General features: G+C 74.4%; 16 protein-coding genes. 8 read left to right on the top strand and 8 right to left on the bottom strand.

Annotated elements, in window-relative coordinates:
• Nucleotides 1-52: 52 nt before the first annotated feature.
• Complete coding sequence (locus tag Q6348_RS03700) at nucleotides 53-4237, bottom strand: sigma-70 family RNA polymerase sigma factor (RefSeq protein WP_304599973.1); 4185 nt, start codon at nucleotides 4235-4237, stop codon at nucleotides 53-55.
• 284 nt (nucleotides 4238-4521) lie between these two features.
• Between Q6348_RS03700 and Q6348_RS03695 the strand changes: the two genes are divergently transcribed.
• Nucleotides 4522-5286, top strand: a complete 765-nt coding sequence (locus Q6348_RS03695; RefSeq protein WP_304599972.1) for a hypothetical protein — start codon at nucleotides 4522-4524, stop codon at nucleotides 5284-5286.
• A gap of 121 nt (nucleotides 5287-5407) precedes the next feature.
• Here the strand turns inward: Q6348_RS03695 and Q6348_RS03690 are convergent, their stop codons facing one another.
• From Q6348_RS03690 to dnaK, 4 genes are all read right to left on the bottom strand, one after another.
• Complete coding sequence (locus Q6348_RS03690) at nucleotides 5408-5812, bottom strand: heat shock protein transcriptional repressor HspR (RefSeq protein WP_304599971.1); 405 nt, start codon at nucleotides 5810-5812, stop codon at nucleotides 5408-5410.
• Nucleotides 5813-5845: 33 nt separating this feature from the next.
• Nucleotides 5846-6847, bottom strand: a complete 1002-nt coding sequence (locus Q6348_RS03685; RefSeq protein ID WP_304599970.1) for a DnaJ C-terminal domain-containing protein — start codon at nucleotides 6845-6847, stop codon at nucleotides 5846-5848.
• Nucleotides 6848-6920: 73 nt separating this feature from the next.
• On the bottom strand, nucleotides 6921-7544 hold the full coding sequence (gene grpE / locus Q6348_RS03680) for a nucleotide exchange factor GrpE (RefSeq protein ID WP_304599969.1): 624 nt from the start codon (nucleotides 7542-7544) through the stop codon (nucleotides 6921-6923).
• Nucleotides 7541-9403, bottom strand: coding sequence for a molecular chaperone DnaK (dnaK, locus tag Q6348_RS03675; protein ID WP_304599968.1), 1863 nt, complete (start codon nucleotides 9401-9403; stop codon nucleotides 7541-7543). The genes grpE and dnaK overlap by 4 nt, the downstream gene beginning before the upstream one ends.
• Before the next feature lie 449 nt (nucleotides 9404-9852).
• Between dnaK and Q6348_RS03670 the strand changes: the two genes are divergently transcribed.
• Nucleotides 9853-10902 carry a DMT family transporter gene (locus Q6348_RS03670; RefSeq protein WP_304599967.1) on the top strand — a complete coding sequence of 350 codons (1050 nt, stop codon included), beginning with the start codon at nucleotides 9853-9855 and terminating at the stop codon, nucleotides 10900-10902.
• Between the two features lie 4 nt (nucleotides 10903-10906).
• Nucleotides 10907-11731 carry an N-acyl homoserine lactonase family protein gene (locus Q6348_RS03665; protein WP_304599966.1) on the top strand — a complete coding sequence of 275 codons (825 nt, stop codon included), beginning with the start codon at nucleotides 10907-10909 and terminating at the stop codon, nucleotides 11729-11731.
• 1 nt (nucleotide 11732) lies between these two features.
• On the opposite strand, the gene ilvD is transcribed toward Q6348_RS03665, so the two are convergent.
• Nucleotides 11733-13574: a dihydroxy-acid dehydratase gene (gene ilvD, locus Q6348_RS03660; RefSeq protein WP_304599965.1), complete on the bottom strand. Its 1842-nt coding sequence runs from the start codon at nucleotides 13572-13574 to the stop codon at nucleotides 11733-11735.
• 168 nt (nucleotides 13575-13742) lie between these two features.
• Nucleotides 13743-15677 (bottom strand): penicillin-binding transpeptidase domain-containing protein, encoded by a 1935-nt coding sequence (locus Q6348_RS03655; protein WP_304599964.1) that lies wholly within the window; start codon nucleotides 15675-15677, stop codon nucleotides 13743-13745.
• 63 nt (nucleotides 15678-15740) lie between these two features.
• Between Q6348_RS03655 and Q6348_RS03650 the strand changes: the two genes are divergently transcribed.
• Nucleotides 15741-16040 carry a Dabb family protein gene (locus tag Q6348_RS03650; RefSeq protein ID WP_304599963.1) on the top strand — a complete coding sequence of 100 codons (300 nt, stop codon included), beginning with the start codon at nucleotides 15741-15743 and terminating at the stop codon, nucleotides 16038-16040.
• A gap of 29 nt (nucleotides 16041-16069) precedes the next feature.
• Here Q6348_RS03650 and Q6348_RS03645 read toward each other — a convergent pair whose 3' ends face one another.
• A complete protein-coding gene (locus Q6348_RS03645; RefSeq protein WP_304599962.1) occupies nucleotides 16070-17320 on the bottom strand; it encodes an alpha-amylase family protein in 1251 nt (416 codons plus the stop codon).
• Nucleotides 17321-17392: 72 nt separating this feature from the next.
• On the opposite strand from Q6348_RS03645, the gene Q6348_RS03640 reads away from it, so the two are divergent.
• The 4 genes from Q6348_RS03640 to Q6348_RS03625 all read left to right on the top strand — a co-directional run bounded on the left by Q6348_RS03640 (nucleotide 17393) and on the right by Q6348_RS03625 (nucleotide 22683).
• Nucleotides 17393-17968: a TetR/AcrR family transcriptional regulator gene (locus Q6348_RS03640; RefSeq protein WP_304599961.1), complete on the top strand. Its 576-nt coding sequence runs from the start codon at nucleotides 17393-17395 to the stop codon at nucleotides 17966-17968.
• A 57-nt stretch (nucleotides 17969-18025) separates the two neighbouring features.
• On the top strand, nucleotides 18026-19846 hold the full coding sequence (locus Q6348_RS03635) for an NAD-binding protein (RefSeq protein ID WP_304599960.1): 1821 nt from the start codon (nucleotides 18026-18028) through the stop codon (nucleotides 19844-19846).
• A gap of 254 nt (nucleotides 19847-20100) precedes the next feature.
• Nucleotides 20101-21507: a DEAD/DEAH box helicase gene (locus tag Q6348_RS03630; RefSeq protein ID WP_304599959.1), complete on the top strand. Its 1407-nt coding sequence runs from the start codon at nucleotides 20101-20103 to the stop codon at nucleotides 21505-21507.
• A gap of 57 nt (nucleotides 21508-21564) precedes the next feature.
• Complete coding sequence (locus Q6348_RS03625; RefSeq protein WP_304599958.1) at nucleotides 21565-22683, top strand: GNAT family N-acetyltransferase; 1119 nt, start codon at nucleotides 21565-21567, stop codon at nucleotides 22681-22683.
• Nucleotides 22684-22687: the final 4 nt, after the last annotated feature.

Here is a 22687-nt window from a genome sequence, read left to right as displayed (position 1 = left end):
CATGCTGAGGATAGGTGAGGCGCGCCTTCCTTGTCGCGGTGAGCCGCCGATGTCACTCGGTCGGTGTCGTCATCACCGTCACCGCGCCGATGAGGTACTGGTCCCCGGAGGTCGCCGCCGTGAGCCGGTTGATGCCGTCGACCAGCGGCGCGGGGGCGAAGCCCTTGGCGTCCACGCCCAGCGAGTTGGCCCAGGGCGACCCCATCGCGGTCGACGTGAAGGCGTCGTTGGCGGACCCGAGCAACCCGTCCCAGCGCAGCGGCGTCAGCCGGTCCGGCCCCAGGCTCAGGGTGTCGCCCCCGTTGCCGTTCGCATTCCGGTCACCGTCCCAGGCCACCACGCCGACGCGGCCGTCGCGCCGGCCGTCCGCCTCGAACGAGAAGGCGGCCGAGGTGTTCGACGCGACCCAGGCTCCGCCGTCGTACAGGTCGACGGTCTGATCGGTGCCCGGCGCGCTGTAGACCACGACCAGGGCCCACCCGCCGTAGTAGCTCCGGTTCCGCTGGTTCTGCGTGGCGGCCGTCGCGACGCCGTCGACCGACCAGGCCCCCGAGCCCGCCGCGGCGACCAGGTCGGTCACGTCGGCGAAGGACTGGTAGTACTCACGGTCGGCGTTGTCGGTGACGCGCGCGATCACGGAACCCTCAACCTGGACGGCCTGCTCGGCACCGGGAGCCCGCACGCTGACGCCGGTCAGTGGGCCGGTCCAGGTGTCCGCACCGGAGACGGGCGCCCAGCGGTCGGCCGACCAGTACAGGCCGGCGAACGCCACCTGGCGGCCTTCCGGCACGGCGAGCGTCGCCGCGGAACCGCCCTCGACCGGGACCATGGCGAAGTCGTTGTCCGACGCGCTCCCGCCCAGGTCGGCCCTGGCCCGGACGCAGGTCGCGTCCTGCGAGGGGTCGCAGGTCAGGACGGGCGCGCCGATCTCGGTCACCGCGTAGCCGCCGGTCCAGCGGTGGCGCGCGGTGAGCCCGGCGGACGCGGTCGAGACGGTCACCGGGTCCGGCTGCAGGACCGTCCCCGCCACGTCGTCCGTGATCGACACGTGCACGGTGGCCTGCACGGCGGCCGAGTCCGCCCGGGACACGGTGGGGAGCAGGAGGGAGACGGTCCGACCCGGGGCGACGGTCGGCAGGGTGCACGTCACGTCGGCAGGGCCGGCGGCAGCGCAGGACCAGCCGGCGTCCCCGAGTGGCTCGTCTCCGGGCTCGAACGTCACCAGCGACGTCCCTGTCACCCACAGCCGCACGGCCGCGTCGTGCGAGGTCGCATCACCGGTGTTGGTCAGGCTGAGCGACACCGCGCCGGACGCCCCTCGCACCAGGTCCACCGTGAGCGGGCTGGAGACCTCCAGGTGGGACACCATTGCCGAGAGATCGGTCCGACCGGACGCCTGGGTGCCCGGCCCGGACACCGCCGCGGTCGCCGCCCCGAGCGAGCCGGGCGCCGAGGCGTCCGTGCTCAACGCGAGCCTGAGGTCGCGGGTCGCGCGGGGGGCGAGCGTCGCGGTGCACTCGACGGCACCGTCCAGCTCGTCGCAGGTCGCACCCTCGGGAGCCTCCACCGCGGCCACGCTCACGCCTGCAGGCAGGTCGATCCGGGCGGCCGCGTCGGCGATCGTGGTACCTCCGGCGTTGCCCAGCCCGACCGTCAGGTAGCGCTGCTCGTGCCGCTGCAAGGCCAGCCGCGCCGGGGCCGACACCGTGAGCTCACCCGGCGCCGAGCGCACCGTCACCGCCGCCCCGGCCTCGCTGTCCGCAGCCCAGGTGCGCAGCGTCGTGGTCACATCGACGTCCGTGACGGGCAGGTCGGCGCCGATCAGCGCAGGCACGGTGACGCGCACCCCGAGGGGCAGCGTCGCCCGCGGCGCGAGCGAGCCGGTGGTGCAGGCCAGTCCGTCGCCCTCCGGCACGCAGGTCCACGGGGTCGGGGCACCGTCGACCGCGGAGAGCTCGGCGCCGGCGGGGAGCGTCACCGGGCGCTCGACGTGCACCGTGACGTCCCGTGCCGTGGTCTGGCCGGTGTTGCTCACCGGGACCTCGAGGACGACGCTGGCATCGGCGTCCGCCGCTCCGACGACGGCCTGCGGCGCGGCATCGGCCAGCACGATCCGCGCCGGGGCCGAGGCGAGCCGCGCGGTGACGCTCGCGGTCGTGTGCGCACCGCCCGACACCCAGGTGCTCACCCGGATCCCCAGATCACGCTGCGCGTCGATGAGGGAGTCGTCGTCGACCGCGACCGAGGCGTGCAGTGTCGAGCTGGCGTGCGGTGCGAGCAGGTCCAGGCTGCACAGCGCCGTGGTGGCGTCCTGCCGCGTGCAGGACCACCCCGTCGTGTCCGTCGGGGCGGCGGCGCCCCCGCCGCTGGGGGCATCCGTGGTCGCCTGCACGGACCAGACGGTGCCCGCATCGAAAACGAAGGTCGTGCTGACCCCCTGGGCCGCGGAGCCGGAGTCGTTGCGCACCACGACGTCCACGGGCGCGGGCTGACCGGCCACCAGCGCGAGGGGGCCGATCGGGTCCAGAGCCAGGGTCGGGACGGTTGCCGGCGCGGTGGGGGTCGGAGTCGACGTGGGCGCGGGAGTCGGGGTGGGCGCGGGAGTCGAGGTGGGCGCGGGGGTCGGGGTGGGCGCGGGGTCCGACGTCGGCGCACTGGTCGGCTGCTGCGTCGGTGCGCTGGTCGGGGCCTGCGTCGGTGCGCTGGTCGGGGCCTGCGTCGACGGTGCCGAGGTCGGCTGCTGCGTCGGTGCGCTGGTCGGGGCGGTGGTCGGCAACGCCGCTGGAGGCTGCGTGGCCGGTGACTGCGTGGGCGCGGTCGGACCCTGCGCCGGCGTGGCCGGCACGTCGGTGGGCGTCGGCGTGCCGCCGGCACCGACCTGACCGGCAGGCGCGGGCTCCTGGGACGGACCCGCGACCACCGGGGGCGCCCCCGGACCGCTGAACACGCCCAGCGCACCGGCGACGCCGACCGAGACGCTCACGACCACGACGCCGGCCACGACCGCGAGCGCGACCGGCGACGCGACGAACGCTCCGACCAGGGCCGCCAGCCCGCCTGTGGCGCCGCCACCCGCCGCCCCGGAAGCCGCCGCGACACCGGAGCCCGCGGCCGGCCCGGCGGTCCCGGCGCCCGCGGAACCACCGGGACGCGCGATCCCGGCCGCCGCTGCCGGTGCGGCCTCCGCCATGGCCGCGGCGAGGGCAGACACGCCGCCGACCGCCGCACTCGCCGCTCCGACACCCACGCCGCTCGCCGCACCGACGCCCGCGCCGGCCGTCGCACCGACGCCGACACCCGAGCCGCTCGCGGCACCGCTCGTGACACCTCCGGAGCCCCCCCCGGAGCTCACCCCCGTCCCGGTGCCGGCGCCGGTGCTCGCTCCAGAACCCGACCCGCCGGCGGCGCCCGCGCCACCCTTCGCCACCGCCACCGCACCGCCGAAGCCGACGCCCGTGATCGAGCCCACGGCCACCGCGCCCAGGACCAGCGGCCCGATGACCACGCGCATGCCGTGGTTCACGTCGCCGAGCTCGAGCACGAGTGCGCGGCAGGTGTGGCACTCCTCGAGGTGCGACTCGACCAGCAAGGTCTCCCGCTTGGCGAGCCCGCCCCGCACGTAGGCACCCAGCTTGGAGTTCACCAACGTGCACGCCTCGGACTGCGGGGCTGCGAGGTGCTGCTGCAGGTAGGCCTGCCGCAGGCCTTCGCGCGCGCGGTACGCCAGTGCAGCCACCCCGTTGGCCGTCAGCCCGAGGACAGGGGCGATCTCCTGGGCGGACAGGCCCTCGACCTCCGTGTACCAGAGCACGGCCTGCCAGCGCTCCGGCAGCGAGGAGTACGCCTGGGACACCACGCCGCGCTCGAACCCCTCGAGGGCCGGCTCCTCCGAGGACGCCACGGCGATGCCCTCGAAGGCCGCGTCGTCGTCCGTCGGTTCGGTCCGCCGGACGCTCTCGATCCGGTCGAGTGCCACGCGGCGCAGCACGGTGAACAGGTAGGCCCGGAACGCGACGTCCGGGCCGCCGCCACCACGCACCGCGGAGAACACCCTGCTGAAGGCGTCCTGGACCGCGTCGTCGGCGTCGGCGTCCGAGTTCGAGTACTGGCGGGCCACAGCGCGGGCAGCAGAGACATGGCGCTCGTACAGCACACCGAAGGCGGCCGACTCGCCACTGCGCACAGCAGTGATCAGCTCCGCGTCGCTGGACAGGTCCCAGACGCTGCCGACGCTCATGCCACCCCCCTCCGAGATCCCGCCATACCTCCTGCCACCGCCCAAGTCCGACGCGCCGGACGGAACCGGCCAAGTCAGGCGATCCGTCGCCAAGAGTCTCACGCACACCGACACCACGGGGGCGGGTCACCAGGGTGAGAATCGGGGCAACGGGTCCGTCCGGGTGAAGCCGGACGCACGAGGCGGCTGACACACCCCCTTCTGCTGCTGGTCCGATCGGGTGATTGCTCTATCGGCACGCCCGAACCGCGTCATGAGCCCGGGGCAGGGCCCTCTCATGCACCGTGACGACCACCGACATCAGCGGGCCCACCGCCCCCGAGCTGCGCGAGCTGTGGCGAACCACCACGGCCGAGTCGGTGTGGCTGCGTCCCGGCGACTGGTACCACCCGGCGGTCGACGCCCTGGCCGAGGCCCTGACCACGGGATCCAGCCCCACGGCGGCCGCAGCCCGGCTCGGCACCGTGCGGGGCAGCACCGGCGTGGGAATCGCCGAGGCACTCGACGACCTCGGCGTGGCGTACCGCCTGCTCCACCGCGAGCCTGACCTGGCCGCCGTCCGCGCCCTGTGCGAGGGCTGGGCGAGCGCGATGGACGCCCTGCCGGCACAGTCCGCGGTGCTGGACCCCGAGTCGGGGCTGCCCACGCTGGACTACCTGGCGGTGCGGATCGGCGAGACGTACGGCGAGGCCCGCCGCCACGCGCACCACGCCTTCGCCACCCACGCGCTGGTGCTCGTGGACGTCGCCACCGGTGACCTGCCGCCCTGGCGGCGGATGGCCCGGTCCGCGGCCATGGGCCGCGCGCTGACCGCCGCGCTGGCTCCCGGGCACCCGATGGCCGCACTCGGCGGCGGCGCCTTCGCGGTGCTCGTCGCGCGCGACTGGGGCCTGGGTGAGACGGTGCGGCGCATGCGTGACCAGGTGAACTCCCACGCGGAGGCGCTGCAGATCACCGAGCTGGTCCGCCAGCCCGCGCGCATCTGGATCGAGCCGTTGCCCGAGACCCACGAGCGGGCGGTGGACCTGCTCAACCACCTGCGCCGCTAGCACACGTCCGCATCCCCCGGACTGCGCCCGGTCGGGAGCCCTGGAGGGGGAGCCCTGACCGCGCCGCGCGAGAGGGGCCCGACCCGCAGCACGCGCGGGCCGGGCCTCTGCCGCGAGCGCCTCAGCGGTGCGGGCGCCAGACGACCAGCGCGCCGGAGCTCGTCAGCCGCGCGGGCCGATGTCCCCGCGGCACGGCGATGACCTCGCCCTCGGGTCCGGCCGCGAACACCCGGCGACCGGGGTCCGCGGCGTGACGGAGCGCGTCGACCTCAGCCTGCAGCCGTTCCACCTCGGACTCCAGCGCGAGGATCCGCTTGATGCCTGCGAGGTTGATGCCCTCGTCCTGGGACAGCCGCTGCACCTCGCGCAGGGTCTGCACGTCGCGCAGGGAGTACCGCCGCCCGCGCCCGCGGGTACGGGTCGGCGACACCAGGCCCAGCCGGTCGTACTGGCGCAGCGTCTGCGGGTGCATACCGGCGAGCTCGGCGGCCACCGAGATCACCAGCACCGGCGCGTCGTACGACATCGACCCCTCCTCGCGGCTACCTCACCCCGGCGATCATCGCACCGCCCGCTCGCGCAGCTCGGCGCGCACGTCGACGTCACCCGTCGCCGCCGAGAACTGCTCGACCGCGGATCGCGCGTCGTCGGACAGGCGCTGCGGGACCACCACCTGGACCGTGACCAGCAGGTCGCCGTCACCGGCCGGCGCGGGCACGCCCTTGCCGCGCACGCGCAGCGTCCGCCCGGACGGTGTGCCCGCCGGGACCTTGACCCGCACCGTGCCGCCGTCCAGCGTCGGCACCTCGACCTGGGCGCCCAGCGCCGCCTCCGGGAACGTCACCGGAAGCGTCATCCGCAGGTCGCGCCCGTCGATGCTGAACACCGGGTGCGCCTCGACGCTCACGGCGATGACCAGGTCACCCGCCGGGCCGCCGCCCTCACCGGGTCGACCCTTGCCGCGCAGCCGGATCTTCTGGCCGTCGCGCACACCCGGGGGGATGCGAGCGGTGACGCTGCGCCCGTCGACCGTCAGCGTGACGGTCGACCCGGCCACCGCCTGCCGGAAGGGCAGCGTGGTGGTCGCCTGGAGGTCCTGGCCGCGCTGCGTGCGGCGCCGGAAGCCGCCGGCACCCGCGCCGCCGCCGAACATCCCGCCGAGGATGTCCTCGAAGCTCGCGCCCTCACCGCCGCCCGACGTGGAGTAGCGCACCCGGCCGCTGCCGCCGCCAGGGCTTCCACCGCCGAACAGCCCGCCGAACAGGTCCTCGAACCCGCCGGTACCCGCGCCGCCGGGACCGCCCGCGGCGAACCGCGCGCCGCCGCCGGCCATCGCTCGCACGGCGTCGTACTGCTTGCGCTGCTCGGGGTCGGACAGCACGGCGTAGGCCTCGCCGACGTCCTTGAAGCGCGACTCGGCGGCCGCGTCCCCGGGGTTGTGGTCCGGGTGCAGCGTGCGCGCGAGCTTGCGGTACGCCTTCTTGATCTCCGCGGCGTCGGCGTTCTTGGGGACGCCGAGGATCGCGTAGAAGTCCTTCTCGAACCAGTCCTGCCCGGTCATCGCGATCCTCCTCTCCCGCCGTCCGTCTGGGACGGACCCGGCGTCCTGCCTGCCGGATCCGTCCCAGCGCCGGTCACTCGGGCTCCGCCACCGCCACACGGGCGGCGCGGACGATGCGCTCGCCGACCCGGTGGCCGGCCTGGAGCACCTGCACGACGGTCGGCTCGGTGACGTCGTCGGAGTGCGCGTGCATGAGCGCCTCGTGGACGTTCGGGTCGAAGGGCTCGCCGGCCGCGCCGTAGCGCTCCCATCCGAACCTTCCGAGCGTGGTCTCGAGCTTCTCCGCGACCGAGCCGAACGGACCGGTCAGCTCGTCGTGCGTCCGGGCCGCGTCGATGTCGTCCAGCACCCCGAGCATCGCCTCGACCATCGCCACGACCGTCTGGTCGCGCGCGACCAGACGGTCGCGCTCGACGCGCTTGCGGTAGTTGACGAACTCGGCCTGGAGACGCTGGAGGTCCTCCAGCCGTTCCCCGGCGATCTGCTCGGCGGCCTCGAGCGCCGCCACCACCGGGTGCTTCTCCCCCTCGGGGGCCTCGAGCCCGTCGACCGGGCCCGCGGCGGCGGCCCCGGTCGGGGACTGCTCATCGGCCGGGGCGCGGACCTCACCCGTGGTGGGGTCGATCCGTCGCTTGTCCGTGAACCGGGGCGGTGGCTCCTGCGGAGTGCCACCCTCGTTCGTGGGCTGGTCGCTCACTTGTTCTCGCTCTCGTCCTCGTCCACGATCTCGGCGTCGACGACGTCGTCGTCGGCGCTCTGCCCGGCGTCCGCACCCTCGGCCGGAGCCTCGGTGGCGGCCGCCTGGTCGGCCGCGTACACGGCCTCACCGATCTTCTGGATCACGCCGGCGAGCGCGGTCTGCTTGGTCCTGACCGCCTCGACGTCGTCGCCCTCCAGCGCAGTGCGCAGCTCACCGACCGCGGTCGTGACCTCCGTCTTGACGTCCTCACCGACCTTGTCACCGGCGTCGGCCAGAGCCTTCTCCGCCTGGTAGGCCAGGTTCTCCGCGGTGTTGCGGACCTCCGCCTCCTCTCGGCGCTTCTTGTCCTCGGCCGCGTGGGCCTCGGCCTCCTTGACCATCCGGTCGATCTCGTCCTTGGGCAGTGCGGAGCCACCGGTGATCGTCATCGACTGCTCCTTGCCCGTGCCACGGTCCTTGGCGGACACGTGCACGATGCCGTTCGCGTCGATGTCGAAGGTGACCTCGATCTGCGGCACGCCGCGCGGGGCCGGCGCGATGCCGGTCAGCTCGAAGGTGCCCAGCGGCTTGTTGTCGCGGGCGAACTCGCGCTCGCCCTGGAACACCTGGATGAGCACGGACGGCTGGTTGTCCTCGGCGGTCGAGAAGATCTCGCTGCGCTTGGTGGGGATCGCGGTGTTGCGGTCGATGAGCTTGGTCATCACGCCGCCCTTGGTCTCGATGCCGAGGCTCAGCGGGGTGACGTCGATGAGCAGCACGTCCTTGCGCTCACCCTTGATGACACCGGCCTGCAGCGCGGCGCCGACGGCGACGACCTCGTCCGGGTTCACGCCCTTGTTGGGCTCCTTGCCGCCGGTGAGCTCGCGGACGACCTCAGTCACCGCGGGCATCCGGGTCGAACCACCGACGAGCACGACGTGGTCGATGTCGGACACCGAGATGCCGGCGTCGCGGATCACCGCGTGGAACGGCGCCTTGGTCCGCTCCAGCAGGTCCGAGGTCATCTGCTCGAACTGCGCCCGGGTCAGCTTGGTGTCCAGGTGGATCGGGCCGTTCTCGGACATCGACAGGTACTGCATGGAGATGGTCGTCGACGTGGTCGAGGACAGCTCCTTCTTGGCCTGCTCGGCGGCCTCACGCAGCCGCTGGAGCGCGATCTTGTCCTTGGACAGGTCGACGCCCGAGGTGTTCTTGACCTCCTTGATGAGGTGCTCGACGATCCGGTTGTCCCAGTCGTCGCCACCCAGGTGGTTGTCGCCGTTGGTGGCACGCACCTGGATGGTGGAGAACTCGTCCTCGTCCTTGCCGACCTCGAGCAGGGACACGTCGAACGTGCCGCCACCGAGGTCGAACACCAGGATCAGCTCGTCCTCCTTGCCCTTCTCGAGCCCGTAGGCGAGCGCGGCCGCGGTCGGCTCGTTGACGATCCGCAGCACGTTGAGGCCGGCGATCTGGCCGGCGTCCTTGGTGGCCTGGCGCTGGGCGTCGTTGAAGTAGGCCGGCACCGTGACCACGGCGTCGGTGACGGTCTCGCCCAGGTACTGCTCGGCGTCCCGCTTGAGCTTGCCGAGGACGCGCGCGGAGATCTCCTGCGCCGTGTACGTCTTGTCGTCGACGTCGACCTTCCAGTCGGTGCCCATGTGGCGCTTGACGGAGCTGATGGTGCGGTCGACGTTGGTGACTGCCTGGCGCTTGGCGACCTCGCCCACCAGGACCTCACCGGTCTTGGAGAACGCCACGACGGAGGGCGTCGTGCGCGAGCCCTCGGCGTTGGCGATGACGGTCGGCTCCCCGCCCTCGAGGACGGAGACGACGGAGTTGGTGGTGCCGAGGTCGATGCCGACGGCTCGTGCCATGGGTGGTGCTCCTTCGTGGTGCTCGCGGCGGCGCCGGGTCGGCGACCACCGGGTGGTCCGGTCCCAGGTCGACGTCGGGCGGTGCGTGGTGGGCCGGGGGCTGCGACCCGGCCGCCGACGCGGTCGTCCTACGTTGAGCCTGCTGCGCTCAAGTCTGCGAGGTTCACCTGCGCGATGCAAGTCATCCACCCCAAACTTGAGCCTGCCAGACTCAACCCTCTGCAGGGGTCCGGCATTCCCGCCGGTCGCCCCCGCCCGCCGCCGACCGCGGGTGTCTGCGCCGACGGGGGTGCCTGCGACGACATCGGGTCTGGTCCCCGATTCGAGCCGAAGCCCCGATCTGGGCGGCGGGAGGGACGGGAGGGGCCTGCCGGGCGGTGGGGGGCGAGTGCCGGCGGCCCGTCGCGGGTGGACGCGCCGATGCGGCGATGTGCTGACAGGATCCGCCGGTGACCCCTCCGCACCGATCCGCTCCGGGCGGCTCCCGCACCGCGCCGCCCGCGGCGTCGCGGGAAGGCAGCGACGCGCGCACGCTGCTCGAGGCGCTCGCGATCCCCGCGATGGTCGCGATCGGCGGCCTGATAGCGGTCCAGTCCACGGTCAACGGGCGCCTCGCCCACGAGCTCGGCACCGGCATGCGCGCCGGAGTCCTCGCCGCACTGGTCTCGTTCGGCTCCGGGCTCGTACTCCTGGCGACCGTGAACCTGAGCGTGCCGCGCCTTCGCCGCAGGGTCCGCACCCTCTATGCCGCGGTGCGGGTCGGGCGGCTGCGCCCCTGGCACGTCCTGGGCGGCACCGCCGGAGCGATGCTCGTCGCATCGCAGGGCCTCACCGTCCCGACGATCGGGGTTGCGCTGTTCACCGTCGCTGTGGTCGCCGGGCAGACCTCGAGCGGACTCGCCGTCGACCACGCGGGGCTCGGCCCCTCGGGCCCGCGCGCCATCAGCACCGGACGGATGCTCGGTGCGGGCGTGACGCTGGCCGCCGTCGCGATCGGGGTCTCCGGCCGGCTGGGCGGCGCCCATGCGCTCACCGCAGGTGCACTCGCCCTCGCGGCGCTACCACTCGTCGCCGGGTCGTTCGCGAGCTGGCAGCAGGCGGTCAACGGACAGGTCTCGACCGTGGGGGGGCCGCTGGCCGCGGCGCTCAACAACTTCGCGGTGGGTACCACGACCCTGCTCGTCGTGCTCGCGGTGTCCTTCCTGGCCCCGGGCAGCCTCACAGGCGCGCCGACGCAGTGGTGGCTGTACACCGGGGGCACGCTGGGCTGCGTCTTCATCGCCTCCGCGGCGGTCCTCGTGCGGGTGCACGGCGTGCTCGTCCTCGGGCTGTGCACGGTCGCCGGCCAGGTGGTGACGTCCGTGCTGCTCGACGCGCTCACCGGCACCGAGCGCCTCGCCCCGCTCACCGTGGTGGGGGCCGCCGTCGCCCTGCTCGGCGTGACCCTCGGGGCCTGGGCGAGCCGGGGCCGGAACCCGCGACCCGGCCCGGCACACTGAGGGCGTGACGATCTCCCGGGTGTCCGTGCTGCGCGTCGGCGAGGTGCAGGTCCGGCCCGACAACGTCGCCGGGACGTGGCGGCCGATGCTGCTGTGGACCGCGACCTCCCGCTCCTGGACGGACTGGCTCCCGGTGCACGTCGTGGTGGTCGAGCACGACGGCGGCGTCCTGCTGTTCGACACCGGTCAGAGCCCGACGTCCCTCAGCGACCCGGGCTACTACCCCGGCGGGCTCGTCGGTTGGGCGTTCCGCCGACAGGCCCGCTTCCGGATCGCCGACTCCGACCTGCTGACGGCCCGCCTCGCGTCGATCGGCCTGTCACCCGACGACGTCGACACCGTGGTGCTGTCCCACCTGCACCAGGACCACGCCGGCAACGTCGGCCTCCTGGAGCGAGCCCGCGTGCTCGTGCACGCCGACGAGCTCGCGCTGCTGGACGAGAAGCGGCCGGAGCTGCACGGCGTGCTGCCGACCCAGGTGGAGGCGGCTCGCGTCCAGCCCGTCACGCCGGGCCCGATCGGTGACCTGGCGCCGTTCGACACCGGGCTTGACCTGCGCGGCGACGGCTCCCTGGTCCTGCTGCCCACGCCCGGCCACTCCCGCGGCTCGATGAGCCTGCTCGTCCGGCGCGCGGACGCTGCACCGCTGCTCCTGGTCGGGGACGTCACCTACGACCCTGCTCTGATGGCCGACGAGCGCATCCCGGGGACGGGCGCACGCGCCACCCAGCTGGCCACGACCCGAGCGATCAACCGGCTGCGCGAGCACGTCGGGGACCTGCGGGTGATCGCCGCGCACGACCCCGCAGCGCCGTCGCTCGTGACCTGAGTCACGGAACCTTGCGCGCAGCCCCCTTGTCGGCGGACTGCGCGAACGCCGCGAAGATGCGCAGCGCCGCGGACACCTCACGCTTGCGGTCCTTGGGCTGCCAGCCCAGCAGGTCCCGCTCGGCGCGACGCCGGGCCAGCTCCTCGTCCGGGACCCGCAGCGTCACGCGCCGGCCGGGGATGTCGAACTCGATGACGTCGCCGTCCTCGACCAGGCCGATCGCCCCACCGCTCGCCGCCTCGGGCGAGACGTGTCCGATGCTGAGGCCGCTCGACCCGCCGGAGAACCGGCCGTCGGTGATCAGGGCGCACTGGGGGCCGAGGCCGACACCCTTGAGGTACGCGGTGGGGTAGAGCATCTCCTGCATGCCCGGGCCACCCTTGGGGCCCTCGTAGCGGACCACGACGACGTCGCCCGCGGCGATCCGGCCGCCGAGGATCATCTCCACGGCCTCCTCCTGCGACTCGGCGACCTTCGCCGGCCCCGAGAACGTCCACTGGTGCTCAGGCACACCGGCGGTCTTGACGATGCAGCCGTCCGGCGCCAGGTTCCCGGTGAGCACGGCCAGCCCGCCGTCGGCGGTGTACGCGTGCTCGACCGAGCGGATGCAGCCGCCCTCGGCGTCGGTGTCCAGCGACTCCCACACGTTGGTCGAGCTGAACGCCTGCGTGGTGCGCACCCCGCCCGGTGCCGCGTGGAAGAGCTCGATCGCACGCTCGCTCGCCGACCCGCCGCGCACGTCCCACTCGGCGAGCCAGGCCTCGAGCGACGGGGAGTGCACGGCGTGCACGGTGTCGTCCATCATCCCCGCGCGGGCCAGCTCGCCCATGATCGCGGGGATGCCGCCGGCCCGGTGCACGTCCTCCATGTAGTACCGGTGCGAGTTGGGTGCGACCTTGCAGATGCACGGGGTGACCCGGGACAGGGCGTCGATGTCGTCCTGGTCGAAGTCGATCCGGCCCTCCTGGGCGGCGGCCAGCAGGTGCAGGATCGTGTTGGTGGAGCCGCCCATCGCGATGTCCACCCGCATCGCGTTGGCCAGCGCCTCCTTGGTGACGATCGAGCGCGGCAGCACGGAGTCGTCGTCGGAGCCGTACCACCGCTTCGCGAGCTCGACCACGGTCCGGCCGGCGTCCAGGAACAGGTCCCGACGGCGCGAGGCGGTGGCCAGCGTGGAGCCGTTGCCCGGCAACGCCAGGCCGACCACCTCGAGCAGGCAGTTCATGGAGTTGGCGGTGAACATGCCCGAGCAGGACCCGCAGGTGGGGCAGGCGTTCTCCTCGATCGTGGTGATCTCGGCGTCGGAGACCTTCGAGTCCACCGCCTGGACCATCGCGTCGATGAGGTCGAGCCGGGACTGCACGGTGCCGTCCTCGCCGACCACCACGCGACCGGCCTCCATCGCACCGCCGGAGACGAACACGGTGGGGATGTTCAGCCGGAGGGCGGCCAGCAGCATCCCGGGGGTGATCTTGTCGCAGTTGGAGATGCACACGAGCGCGTCGGCCTGGTGCGCGTTGGCCATGAACTCCACCGAGTCGGCGATGATCTCGCGGCTGGGCAGCGAGTAGAGCATGCCGTGGTGACCCATCGCGATGCCGTCGTCCACGGCGATCGTGTTGAACTCGCGTGCCACGCCACCGGCCTCGCGCACCGCACCCGCGACCAGGTCGCCCATGTCCTTGAGGTGCACGTGGCCCGGCACGAACTGGGTGTAGGAGTTGGCGATCGCGACGATCGGCTTGCCGAAGTCGTCGTTGGTCAGGCCGGTGGCGCGCCACAGGGCGCGGGCGCCTGCCATGTTGCGGCCGTGGGTGGTGGTGCGTGAGCGCAGCTCGGGCATGAGGAACCTCGGGAGGACGGGCAGGCGCCGGAGTCGGGCGGGGCGGGGTTGGCCGCACCGGGCGACGACGCGCGGCGAGGGGTGTCGCGGTGCCCACAGGCTAGACCCGGGCGCGTCGGCGCTCCCGGGGCGCGGTCGCAGGACGAGACGGGGCACCCCGGCGGGACGCTACGAGCGCGGCACGGCCCGCAGGAACGCCTCGAGCAGAGGCCCTGCGGTGGTGGACCCGTAGTCCCCGACCTCGACGAAGACCGCGACGGCGAGGTCACCCTGGATCGCGATCATCCAGGTGTGGTTCGCCACCTGGCCGGCCGGCCCGAACTGCGCGGTCCCGGTCTTCGCGGCCACCTCCGGACCGGGGACGTCCTGCAGGAAGGTCGCGCCGCCGTCGGTCACGACCCCCCGCATGAGCGCGTGCACGGTGGTGGCCTCCGCCGACGTGAGCGGCTGCGAGGCGAGCGACGCGGGGGACTCGGTCCCGCCGGCCGGCAGGACGAGCCGCGGCACCACCGTGTGGCCCGCGGCCACGGAGGCCGCGACGGTCGCCATCCCGAGCGGCGAGGCGAGCACCCTGCCCTGGCCGATCATCGACGCGGCGTGGTCGGTGCCGGTCGAGTCGGCGGGTACCGAGCCGAGGAAAGCCGGGAACCCGAGGTCGGTGTCGGTCGTCAGGCCCAGCGACCCCGCCGCATCGACGAGGGCCTGCGCGCCGGCGACCGCGCGCTGCCCGATGAACGCTGTGTTGCAGGACTGCGCGACGGCGGTGGCCAGGTCGATCGTGCCCAGGTGGGCGGCCGGGTAGTCCGGGTAGTTGGAGAACTCCCGACCGTCCACGGTGACCGTCGCCGGGCAGTCCACCGGGCCGTCGGGCCGCAGACCTCCGCGCAGCAGCGCCAGCGCGGACACCACCTTGAAGGTCGACCCCGGCGCGTACTGGCCGAGCGTCGCCGTGGAGAGCCCGTCGCTCCCCGGCCCCGAGGCCACCGCGAGGACGTCCCCGGTGGACGGCCGGATCGCGACGACCGCACTCGCCGGCCCGACGCCGGCGAGCACCGAGTCCGCGGCGATCTGCAGCCCCACGTCGAGCGTGGTCTGCAGCGGCGTCCCGTCCACGGGCTCCGTCCGGTAGAGCTGGCGGACCACGTCGCTGTCCTCGCTGGTGGCCAGGACGCGCAGGCCGGACGTGCCGCGCAGCTGCGAGTCGTACTGACGCATCAGGCCGCTGCGCCCGGCCAGGTCCCCCGCGACGACAGCACCGTCGGAGTCGTCGACGATCTCGGCCGTGGCCGGGCCCACCGTGCCCAGCACCTCACGCGCGAAGGCCCGCGTCGGCGCGAGCGGGAGGGAGCCCGCGACGGCGCGTGTCGTGGTCGAGGAGGTGAGCGCCTCCACGTCGTAGTCCGGGTCGTCGTCGCGCACCACGATCGCCTGCACGAAGGCTTTGGTCCCGGACGCCTCGACCCGGGACGCGAACGCGTCGGGATCCATGCCGAGCGCCGTCGCGAGCGCCCGGGCGTCCGCCTCCTGGGTGGCGGCGTCGCCGCGGGTCTTGTCGATACCGATGCGCTGCACCGGTCGCGGGTGGACGATCACGGTTCCCGCGGCCCCGAGCACGTCGGCGCGGGCCGCCGGGAGCCGCTCGGTGCTCAGCACCTCGGTGGGGCCGAGGTCGGGGGCGAGGATCCGGGGCGCCCAGCGCACGAGCCACACGTCCGGGTCGCCAGGGCTCCCCCGGGTCAGGTCCGCCTGCGTGGTGTACTCCCACGGCTCGGCGGTGCCGAGGTCCCACCGGAAGCTCAGGTTCGCGGTCGCCGCGTCGTCGTCGGCGTGCACGGCGACGTCGTGGATGGTGACCCGCGGTTCGTGCGGGCCCAGCGCGGCGTAGGCGTCCGCGCGGCGCTGCGTGGCCGCGGCCTGCTGGTCCTCGACGAACGCCACGTGCGAGAAGTCCCCGGACGCGACCGCTGCCGCGAGCGCCTCGGCCGCCTGCTCCGGGCCCGGCCGGTCGGGGGTGCAGGCGCTCAGCGCCGCTCCCACCAGCAGGACGAGTCCGCCCTCGACGAGCCGTGCTCTCCAGGCCTCCGTGCGGGTCCTGCGCCCCATGTGCCCCCCATCCGCGCCAGCAAGCGTGCCACGCGCCGGCGTGCCGCGTCCTAGGCTTCCGGGGTGATCCGACACGTGGTGGCCTGGACGATGGCGGGCGACTCGCCGGAGGCGCGGCGCGCGAACGCCTGCAGGGTGCGCGATGCGCTGCAGGCGTTGCCGGCCCTGGTCCCGCAGGTCCGCCGGCTCGAGGTGGGCCTGGACCTGGGCGAGTCGGCCACCAACGCCGACGTCGTGCTGAGCGTCGACGTCGACAGCCGCGCGGACCTGGAGGCCTACCGCGCGCACCCCGAGCACCGCAAGGTCGCCGACCTCATCGGCTCGCTGGCCGTCGACCGCCTGTGCGTCGACCACGAGCTCTGAAGCGCGCGGCTCACTGACCGGCGCAGTGCTCAGCGGCTCAGGTGCAGGGGCTCGGCGCCGCCGGTGACGGTCACCGCCGGGTCCTGGGTGAGGTCCAGCGTCACGTCGAGCGAACGCGTGCCGTCGGCGCTGGTCGACCGGTAGACCATCCGCTCGTTGGCGAGCTCGAGCACGGCGGTGCGCGCGTCGGCCAACCAGGGGTGCCGCCGTCGCAGCCCGACCAGCGTGCGGGTGGTCTCGACCATCCAGGCACCCAGCGCGCTCAGGTCGGCAGGCGAGTCCGGCAGTGGCGGCCGCACCTCGTCGTCGCCGCCCAGCCGCTCCGTCTTCGCCCCCCGGTAGGCGTCCTCGTCGCCGTAGTACACCGAGGGCGATCCGCCGACGGTCATCAGTACCGCGAGGGCGACCATGGCGCCCCGGTCCCCGACGCGGGTCGCGATCCGGGTCACGTCGTGGTTCCCGACGAACGTCATGGGCCGGAAGTGCTCGACGAACCCGGTGTGCCGGTCCAGCGCCCAGGCCAGCTCGAACAGGTTGGCGTCGCCGATCGAGCTCCAGATCGCCTTCCAGAGCTCGTACTGGGTGACGCCGTCCATCCCGGACCGGGTGACGACGTCGACGTAGTCGCCGTGGATCACCTCGCCGATGACGGTCACGTCCGGGTGGGCGGTGCGGACGCGGGGCAGGACGCGGGCCCAGAACTCCGCGGGCACGGCGTAGGCGGCGTCCAGGCGCCAGGCGTCCGCCCCCGCGTCCAGCCAGCGGTTCATGACACCGGTCACCAGGTCCGCCACGGCGGGCTCGTCGTGGTTGAGCGCGACGAGCGACTCGTGGCCCTCGAAGCTGGCGGCGCGCGGGCCGCCAGCTGCGTCCCAGTCGATCCGGAACAGCCGTGCCGCGTCGGACCCCGGACCCTCGGCGAGAGCGCGCCGGTACAGGGGGTGCTCGGCGCCGACGTGGTTGAAGACGCCGTCGAGCATGACCCGCATCCCGAGCGCGTGAGCCCGGGCGATCAGGTCGACGAGGTCGTCGACGTCACCCAGCCGCGGGTCGACGCGGTCGTGGTCGACGGTGTCGTAGCCGTGGGTGCTGCTGTCGAAGACGGGCCCGAGCTGGAGCCCGGTGAACCCGAGCTCGGCCGCCCGCTCGACCCAGGGCAGCAACCGGGGCAGCCGGTGCACGACCTCACGGTCGCCGCCGTCCCGGATCGGTGCACCGACGGCACCGAGCGGGTAGACGTGCCACCAGAGGTCGTCGGTGAGGTGCCGGGCACCGGTCATGTCAGCCTCCCGTTGTTGAGCCGCACTCACTTCACTTTGCTGAGTCTGACTCACGAGGACTAGCCTCGCAAGATGGCCGCCCGACGCACCCCCGAGGAGCGGCGCGCGACCCTGCTCGCCGCCGCGCGCGACGTCTTCGCGCAGGCGGGCTATCCCGCGGCGTCGGTCGCCGACGTGGCTGCCCTCGCCGGGGTGTCCGAGCCGCTCGTGTTCCGGTACTTCCCCACGAAGGCGGAGCTGCACGCGGCCGTGCTGCGGTCCTGGGCGCAGGACCTGGGTGCACGCCAGGACGCGGCCGTGAGCGCCGTCCCGGAGGGGGCCCCGGTGCGCGACCGGGTGCGCGCCCTGCTGGAGGTGCTGCTCGACGACGCCGCGGCCGGGGCCCGGTGGTGGCTCGAGCCCGCGTCCTTCCCGTCCGTGTCGGTCGCCGTGGTGGCCGACGCGCGCGCGGCGCTCGCCCGCACGGTGCGTGACCTGCTCCCACCGAGCTGGGGCCGGCACGACTACGCGCTGGAGTCCTGGCCGGGGTTCGTCGAGGCGGCGGTGCGGACCTGGGTGGGGCGCGGCTGCCCCGCCGACGACCGCGGGCACGTCCAGGAGGCGACCCTCGGCGCACTGCAGGGCGCACTGGGCGACTGGGGACGCTGAGACCCGCCCTACGGCCGGATCCCCCACACCCGACGTCCCGCGCGGGATCATGCGTTCATGACCGGCGCCGACCCCGCACCCGCGGCGCGTCCCGGAGCGCCCGAGCCCGGCGGCCACGTCATCGTGCACGGGCTGGAGGGCCTCGGCCTGCGCGTGGTCGAGCACCTGGTCGCCCTGGACGTCGAGGTCGTGGCCATCGACGACGGCGCCCGGCCCGGCGCGGTGCAGGCCGCGAACGCGCTGGGCGCCACGGTGGTCCAGCACGTCGACGGGGCCGCCGCCGCGCTGGACGCCGCCGGGCTGCGCGAGGCCCGCGCGGTGGTCTGCCTGTCCTCGAGCGACCTCGGCGCGCTGGAGACCTCGCTCCTGGTACGGCGGCTGCGCCCGGAGCTACCCGTGATCGCGCAGATGCGCAACCCCGCCGTCGCGCGTGCGATGCAGGCCGACGCCGGCGTCCTCGTGCTCGACGTCGCGAGCATCGCCGCACCGGCGATCGTCGAGGCCTGCCTCGGGGCGGAGGGGCACGGCCTGCGGGTGGACGACGAGGTGGTGCAGGTCCGCACTGTCACGGCCCCGCGGGACGGCGCGCTGCGCGACCTGTACGGCGAGGCGCTCGTGCCGCTCGGGGTCCAGCACGCCGCTCTCGCCGACGAGGCCGTGGTGTGCCCGGGCCGGGACCTCGAGGTCCGGGCCGGCGACCAGGTCAGCCTCCTCGGGACCCCGGCGGTCTGGCGCGAGGTGGCACCCGAACCTGCGGCGCAGACCGAGGCCACCGGCGCCCGACGACGCCGCACCCCCGCCGCCGAGCCCACCCCCACCGCGGCGCTGCGGCGGTGGAGCCGCGCCGTGCTCGCGGCCAGCGACGTGCGGCTCCGCAGGGCGCTGCTCGCCCTCACCGGGCTCTCGGTGACGGCCGTGGTCCTGCTCATGGTCGGGTACCGCGAGGCCGACGGCACCCGCATGACGCTCCTCGACGCGCTGTACTTCACCGCGGAGACCGTGGGGACCATCGGCTACGGGGACTTCAGCTTCCGCGAGCAGCCCACCTGGCTGCGTGCCTTCGCCGTGGTGCTCATGCTGGCGGGGGTGGTGCTCGCGGCGACCACGTACGCGCTGCTGACCAACCTGCTGGTGTCCCGGCGCCTGGAGGAGTCGCTCGGGCACGGCAAGGTGACCGGCCTGCGCGGGCACGTCGTGGTCGTCGGGCTCGGCTCCGTGGGCGAGCGCGTGGTGGAGTCGGTCGCGGCGACCGGGACGCCGGTGGTCGTCGTGGAACGCGACGAGGACAACCGGTACCTCACCCAGGCGAGGGCCGCGGGCGCGCGCGTGGTCAGCGGCGACGCGACGCTGGCCGGCACACTCGAGCTGGTCAACCTCGACCGGGCCCGCGCCGTCGCCGTGCTCACCGCCGACGACCTGACGAACCTCGAGGTCGGTCTGGCGGCACGCGACGCCCTCGGCGCACGAGACGACGTCACGGTCGCGCTGCGGCTGTTCGACCGGCGCCTCGCCGGCACCGTGCGACGTGCGTTCGGGCTCACGGATGTGCGGTCGACCGACGAGCTCGCCGCGCCGTGGTTCGTGGGGGCGGCGCTCGGCCTGGAGGTGCTGGGCACGTTCTACGCCGGCGATGTGCCGATGCTGTACGCCCGCGTCCAGGTCACGCCGGGCGGCGGCCTGGACGGCGCCCGAGTCGACGCCGTGACCGGCCGCAGCCGGGTGCTGGCCGTCCGGCACCGCGACGAGCGCTCCGCGCACCGGGTGGTGCGGCGCTGGCACACCCTGCACGGCGGAGACGAGGCATTCGTCGTCGGGCCGCACGAGGAGCTGCTCGGGCTGCTGCGGCGCGACGCCGTTCCCGTGGACCACGCCGGCTGAACCGCGACCCGGGGCCGCCGTGTCCGGCTGCCCTCCGCCGCGCCACGGGGCCCAGCAGGCGGTCACGTCGAGTCGTGGGACGACATCCCCGGCTCGTCGTGAGAGACTGACCGGCGAGCGACGCGCGACCTGCGCGTCCCACGTCGTGGAGCACCGGCGGGCGAGAGCCCGACACGCCGCCGCGAGCCCCGACCACCGTCGCCGGAAAGGCACCCCCTTTGTCTGCTGCACCGTCCTCGTCCCTGCCTGCCACCGTGTCAGGCTTCTCCCTGCTCGGCGTCCCCGAGACCCTCGTCCGCGCGCTGTCCGCGCAGAGCATCACCGAGCCCTTCCCCATCCAGAAGGCCACCCTGCCCAGCACGTTGGCCGGTCGCGACGTCCTGGGCCGCGGGCGCACCGGGTCCGGCAAGACCCTGGCCTTCGCGCTGCCCATGGTCGCCGCGCTCACCGGCGGCCGCGCCAAGGCCGGCCGCCCGCGCGGCCTGATCCTGGCCCCGACGCGCGAGCTCGCGACCCAGATCGCCGCGACGCTCGAGCCGCTGGCCCAGGCCGCCGGGCTGCGCCTGACGACCGTGTTCGGCGGCGTCTCCCAGCAGCGGCAGGAGAAGGCCCTGGCCGCGGGCGTCGAGATCGTCGTGGCGTGCCCCGGCCGGCTCGAGGACCTGCTCGGCCAGCGCGTCCTGACGCTGGACGACGTCCAGGTCACCGTCCTGGACGAGGCGGACCACATGGCTGACCTCGGCTTCCTGCCGGGCGTGCGGCGCCTCATGGCCGCAACCCCGACGCGCGGTCAGCGCATGCTGTTCTCTGCGACGCTGGACCGCGGCGTGGACCGGCTGGTCCGGGAGTTCCTGCACGAACCGCTGAGCCACGAGGTGGACCCCGAGGAGTCCCCGGTGGTCGCCATGACCCACCACGTGCTGACGGTGGCCGACGCGGCCGCCAAGCGTGACGTCGTGCACCGGCTCGCCTCCGGGACCGGCCGCCGGCTGCTCTTCACCCGCACCAAGCACCAGGCCAAGAAGCTCGCCAGGCAGCTCACCCAGGCGGGCATACCCGCCGTGGACCTGCACGGCAACCTGAGCCAGCCACAGCGCGAGCGCAACCTCGCCGCGTTCTCGGGCGGCGGGGTCCGCGTCCTGGTGGCGACCGACATCGCCGCGCGCGGCATCCACGTCGACAGCGTCGAGCTCGTGGTGCACGTCGACCCGCCGGCCGAGCACAAGGCCTACCTGCACCGGTCCGGCCGGACAGCTCGGGCCGGCTCGGGCGGCGACGTGGTCACCCTGGTCCTGCCGGAGCAGCTCGCCGACGTGCGCGCCCTGACCCGGGCCGCCAAGATCTCGGCCCAGCCCGCCCCGGCCGACGCACCGCGGCTGGCCCGGCTGGTGGGCGAGGTCGCCGCCCTGGTCCCCCCGTCCGCCCCGGCGGCCGCACCGACCCGACCGCAGCAGGCCCGGACCGAGTCGTCCGGCGGCTCCGCGCGTCGGCGGCGCCGCGGTGGCCGCGGTCGTGGATCGGCGGCGGGCCCGAGCGCCGGGGCGTCGAGCGGCCGCCGCACCGAAGCCTCCCCCGCGCCCGGGCGGCAGTCGTCCGGCACGGGCCGCGGCGGCGCCGTCGAGATGTCGATGCGCGGCGGCGGCCGCCGGGGTCGACGATGATCAGCCGCTGACGAAAACCCCGTGACCCGCGGGCGCCGGGTCGGGCATCGTGCGGGCATGCTCGACCACGCTGCCGCGACCACGACCGTGCTCACGGCCCCGACGCCGACCGCCCTGGACGACCCCGACGCGTGGGCGCTGCACGGCGCGGCCGCCGTGTCCCGCGCCGTGAAGCTGGAGCACTGGGGCGACGCCGACACGGCCGTCACCGCTCAGGCCCTGCTCGCACGTCAGCGCGAGCAGAGGTACGCGACCCGGGTGTGCCTGGTGGCGACCGACCCGGGCCGCGAGGGCGACGCGGACAACGTGCTGGGCAAGGCACTGCTCACCCTGCCCAGTCAGGGCAACGACCACGCGGCGGTGCTCGACGTGAGCGTGCACCCTGCGGCGCGGCGGCGGGGCGTGGGCTCCGCCCTGCTCGCGCGCGGCGAGGCGCTCGCGGCCGAGGCCGGGCGCACCACACTCGTCGCGGCGAGCGAGCACGCCGGCGAGCCGGACCCCGGGGACCCTCTCGCGCTCGTCGCACCGACCGGGTCGGGCCGGATCCGCTCCGACGCGGCCGCCGCCGTCGTGGCCCGGCGCCGCGGTTACGCCCTCGCCCAGGCCGAGCGCTACTCCACGCTCGACCTGCCGGTGGACCGCGACCTGCTCGAGGCGCTCCGCCGGGACGCGGCCGCCCGTGCCGGGGGCGCCTACCGTCTGGTGTCCTGGGCCGATGCGGCACCCGCGCGGTGGCTCGACGCGTTCGCCGAGCTGGAGACCCGGATGACCACCGACGCGCCGGTCGGGGAGGTCGACGCCCGCGAGGAGGTCTGGGACGCCGCACGCGTCCGCGCCCGCGAACGGCAGCTCGCCGCCGCGGGGTTCGGCTACCGGGCGGTCGCTGTCCAGCATGTGCCGGACGGTGCACTCGTGGGTCTGACCATGGTCGAGTACCCGCGGGACCGCCCCGAGGTGGTCGAGCAGAACGACACGATCGTGCTGCGCGCCCACCGCGGGCGCCGACTGGGCATGCTGCTCAAGGCGACGATGCTCGCCGACCTCGCCGTCGAGCGCCCCGCCGCGCGCCGCGTGCACACCTGGAACGCCGAGGAGAACGCCCCCATGCTCGCGATCAACGTGGCGCTCGGCTTCCGGCCGCGAGGCGTCGTGGGACTCTGGCAGACCTCCCTGTGACCCG

This window comes from Actinotalea lenta, from assembly GCF_030586465.1.
GTDB lineage: Bacteria > Actinomycetota > Actinomycetes > Actinomycetales > Cellulomonadaceae > Actinotalea > Actinotalea lenta.
This window is presented reverse-complemented; position numbering and strand designations above follow the sequence as displayed.

Excerpts from the sequence above, each read along its gene's own strand:
- Q6348_RS03700 (WP_304599973.1), bottom strand. The coding sequence starts at position 4,237 with ATGAGCGTCGGCAGCGTCTGGGACCTGTCCAGCGACGCGGAGCTGATC.
- Q6348_RS03625 (WP_304599958.1), top strand. The coding sequence starts at position 21,565 with ATGCTCGACCACGCTGCCGCGACCACGACCGTGCTCACGGCCCCGACG.
- Q6348_RS03645 (WP_304599962.1), bottom strand. The coding sequence starts at position 17,320 with ATGACCGGTGCCCGGCACCTCACCGACGACCTCTGGTGGCACGTCTAC.
- dnaK (WP_304599968.1), bottom strand. The coding sequence starts at position 9,403 with ATGGCACGAGCCGTCGGCATCGACCTCGGCACCACCAACTCCGTCGTC.
- Q6348_RS03655 (WP_304599964.1), bottom strand. The coding sequence starts at position 15,677 with ATGGGGCGCAGGACCCGCACGGAGGCCTGGAGAGCACGGCTCGTCGAG.
- Q6348_RS03640 (WP_304599961.1), top strand. The coding sequence starts at position 17,393 with ATGGCCGCCCGACGCACCCCCGAGGAGCGGCGCGCGACCCTGCTCGCC.
- Q6348_RS03685 (WP_304599970.1), bottom strand. The coding sequence starts at position 6,847 with ATGACCGGGCAGGACTGGTTCGAGAAGGACTTCTACGCGATCCTCGGC.
- Q6348_RS03690 (WP_304599971.1), bottom strand. The coding sequence starts at position 5,812 with ATGTCGTACGACGCGCCGGTGCTGGTGATCTCGGTGGCCGCCGAGCTC.
- ilvD (WP_304599965.1), bottom strand. The coding sequence starts at position 13,574 with ATGCCCGAGCTGCGCTCACGCACCACCACCCACGGCCGCAACATGGCA.
- Q6348_RS03635 (WP_304599960.1), top strand. The coding sequence starts at position 18,026 with ATGACCGGCGCCGACCCCGCACCCGCGGCGCGTCCCGGAGCGCCCGAG.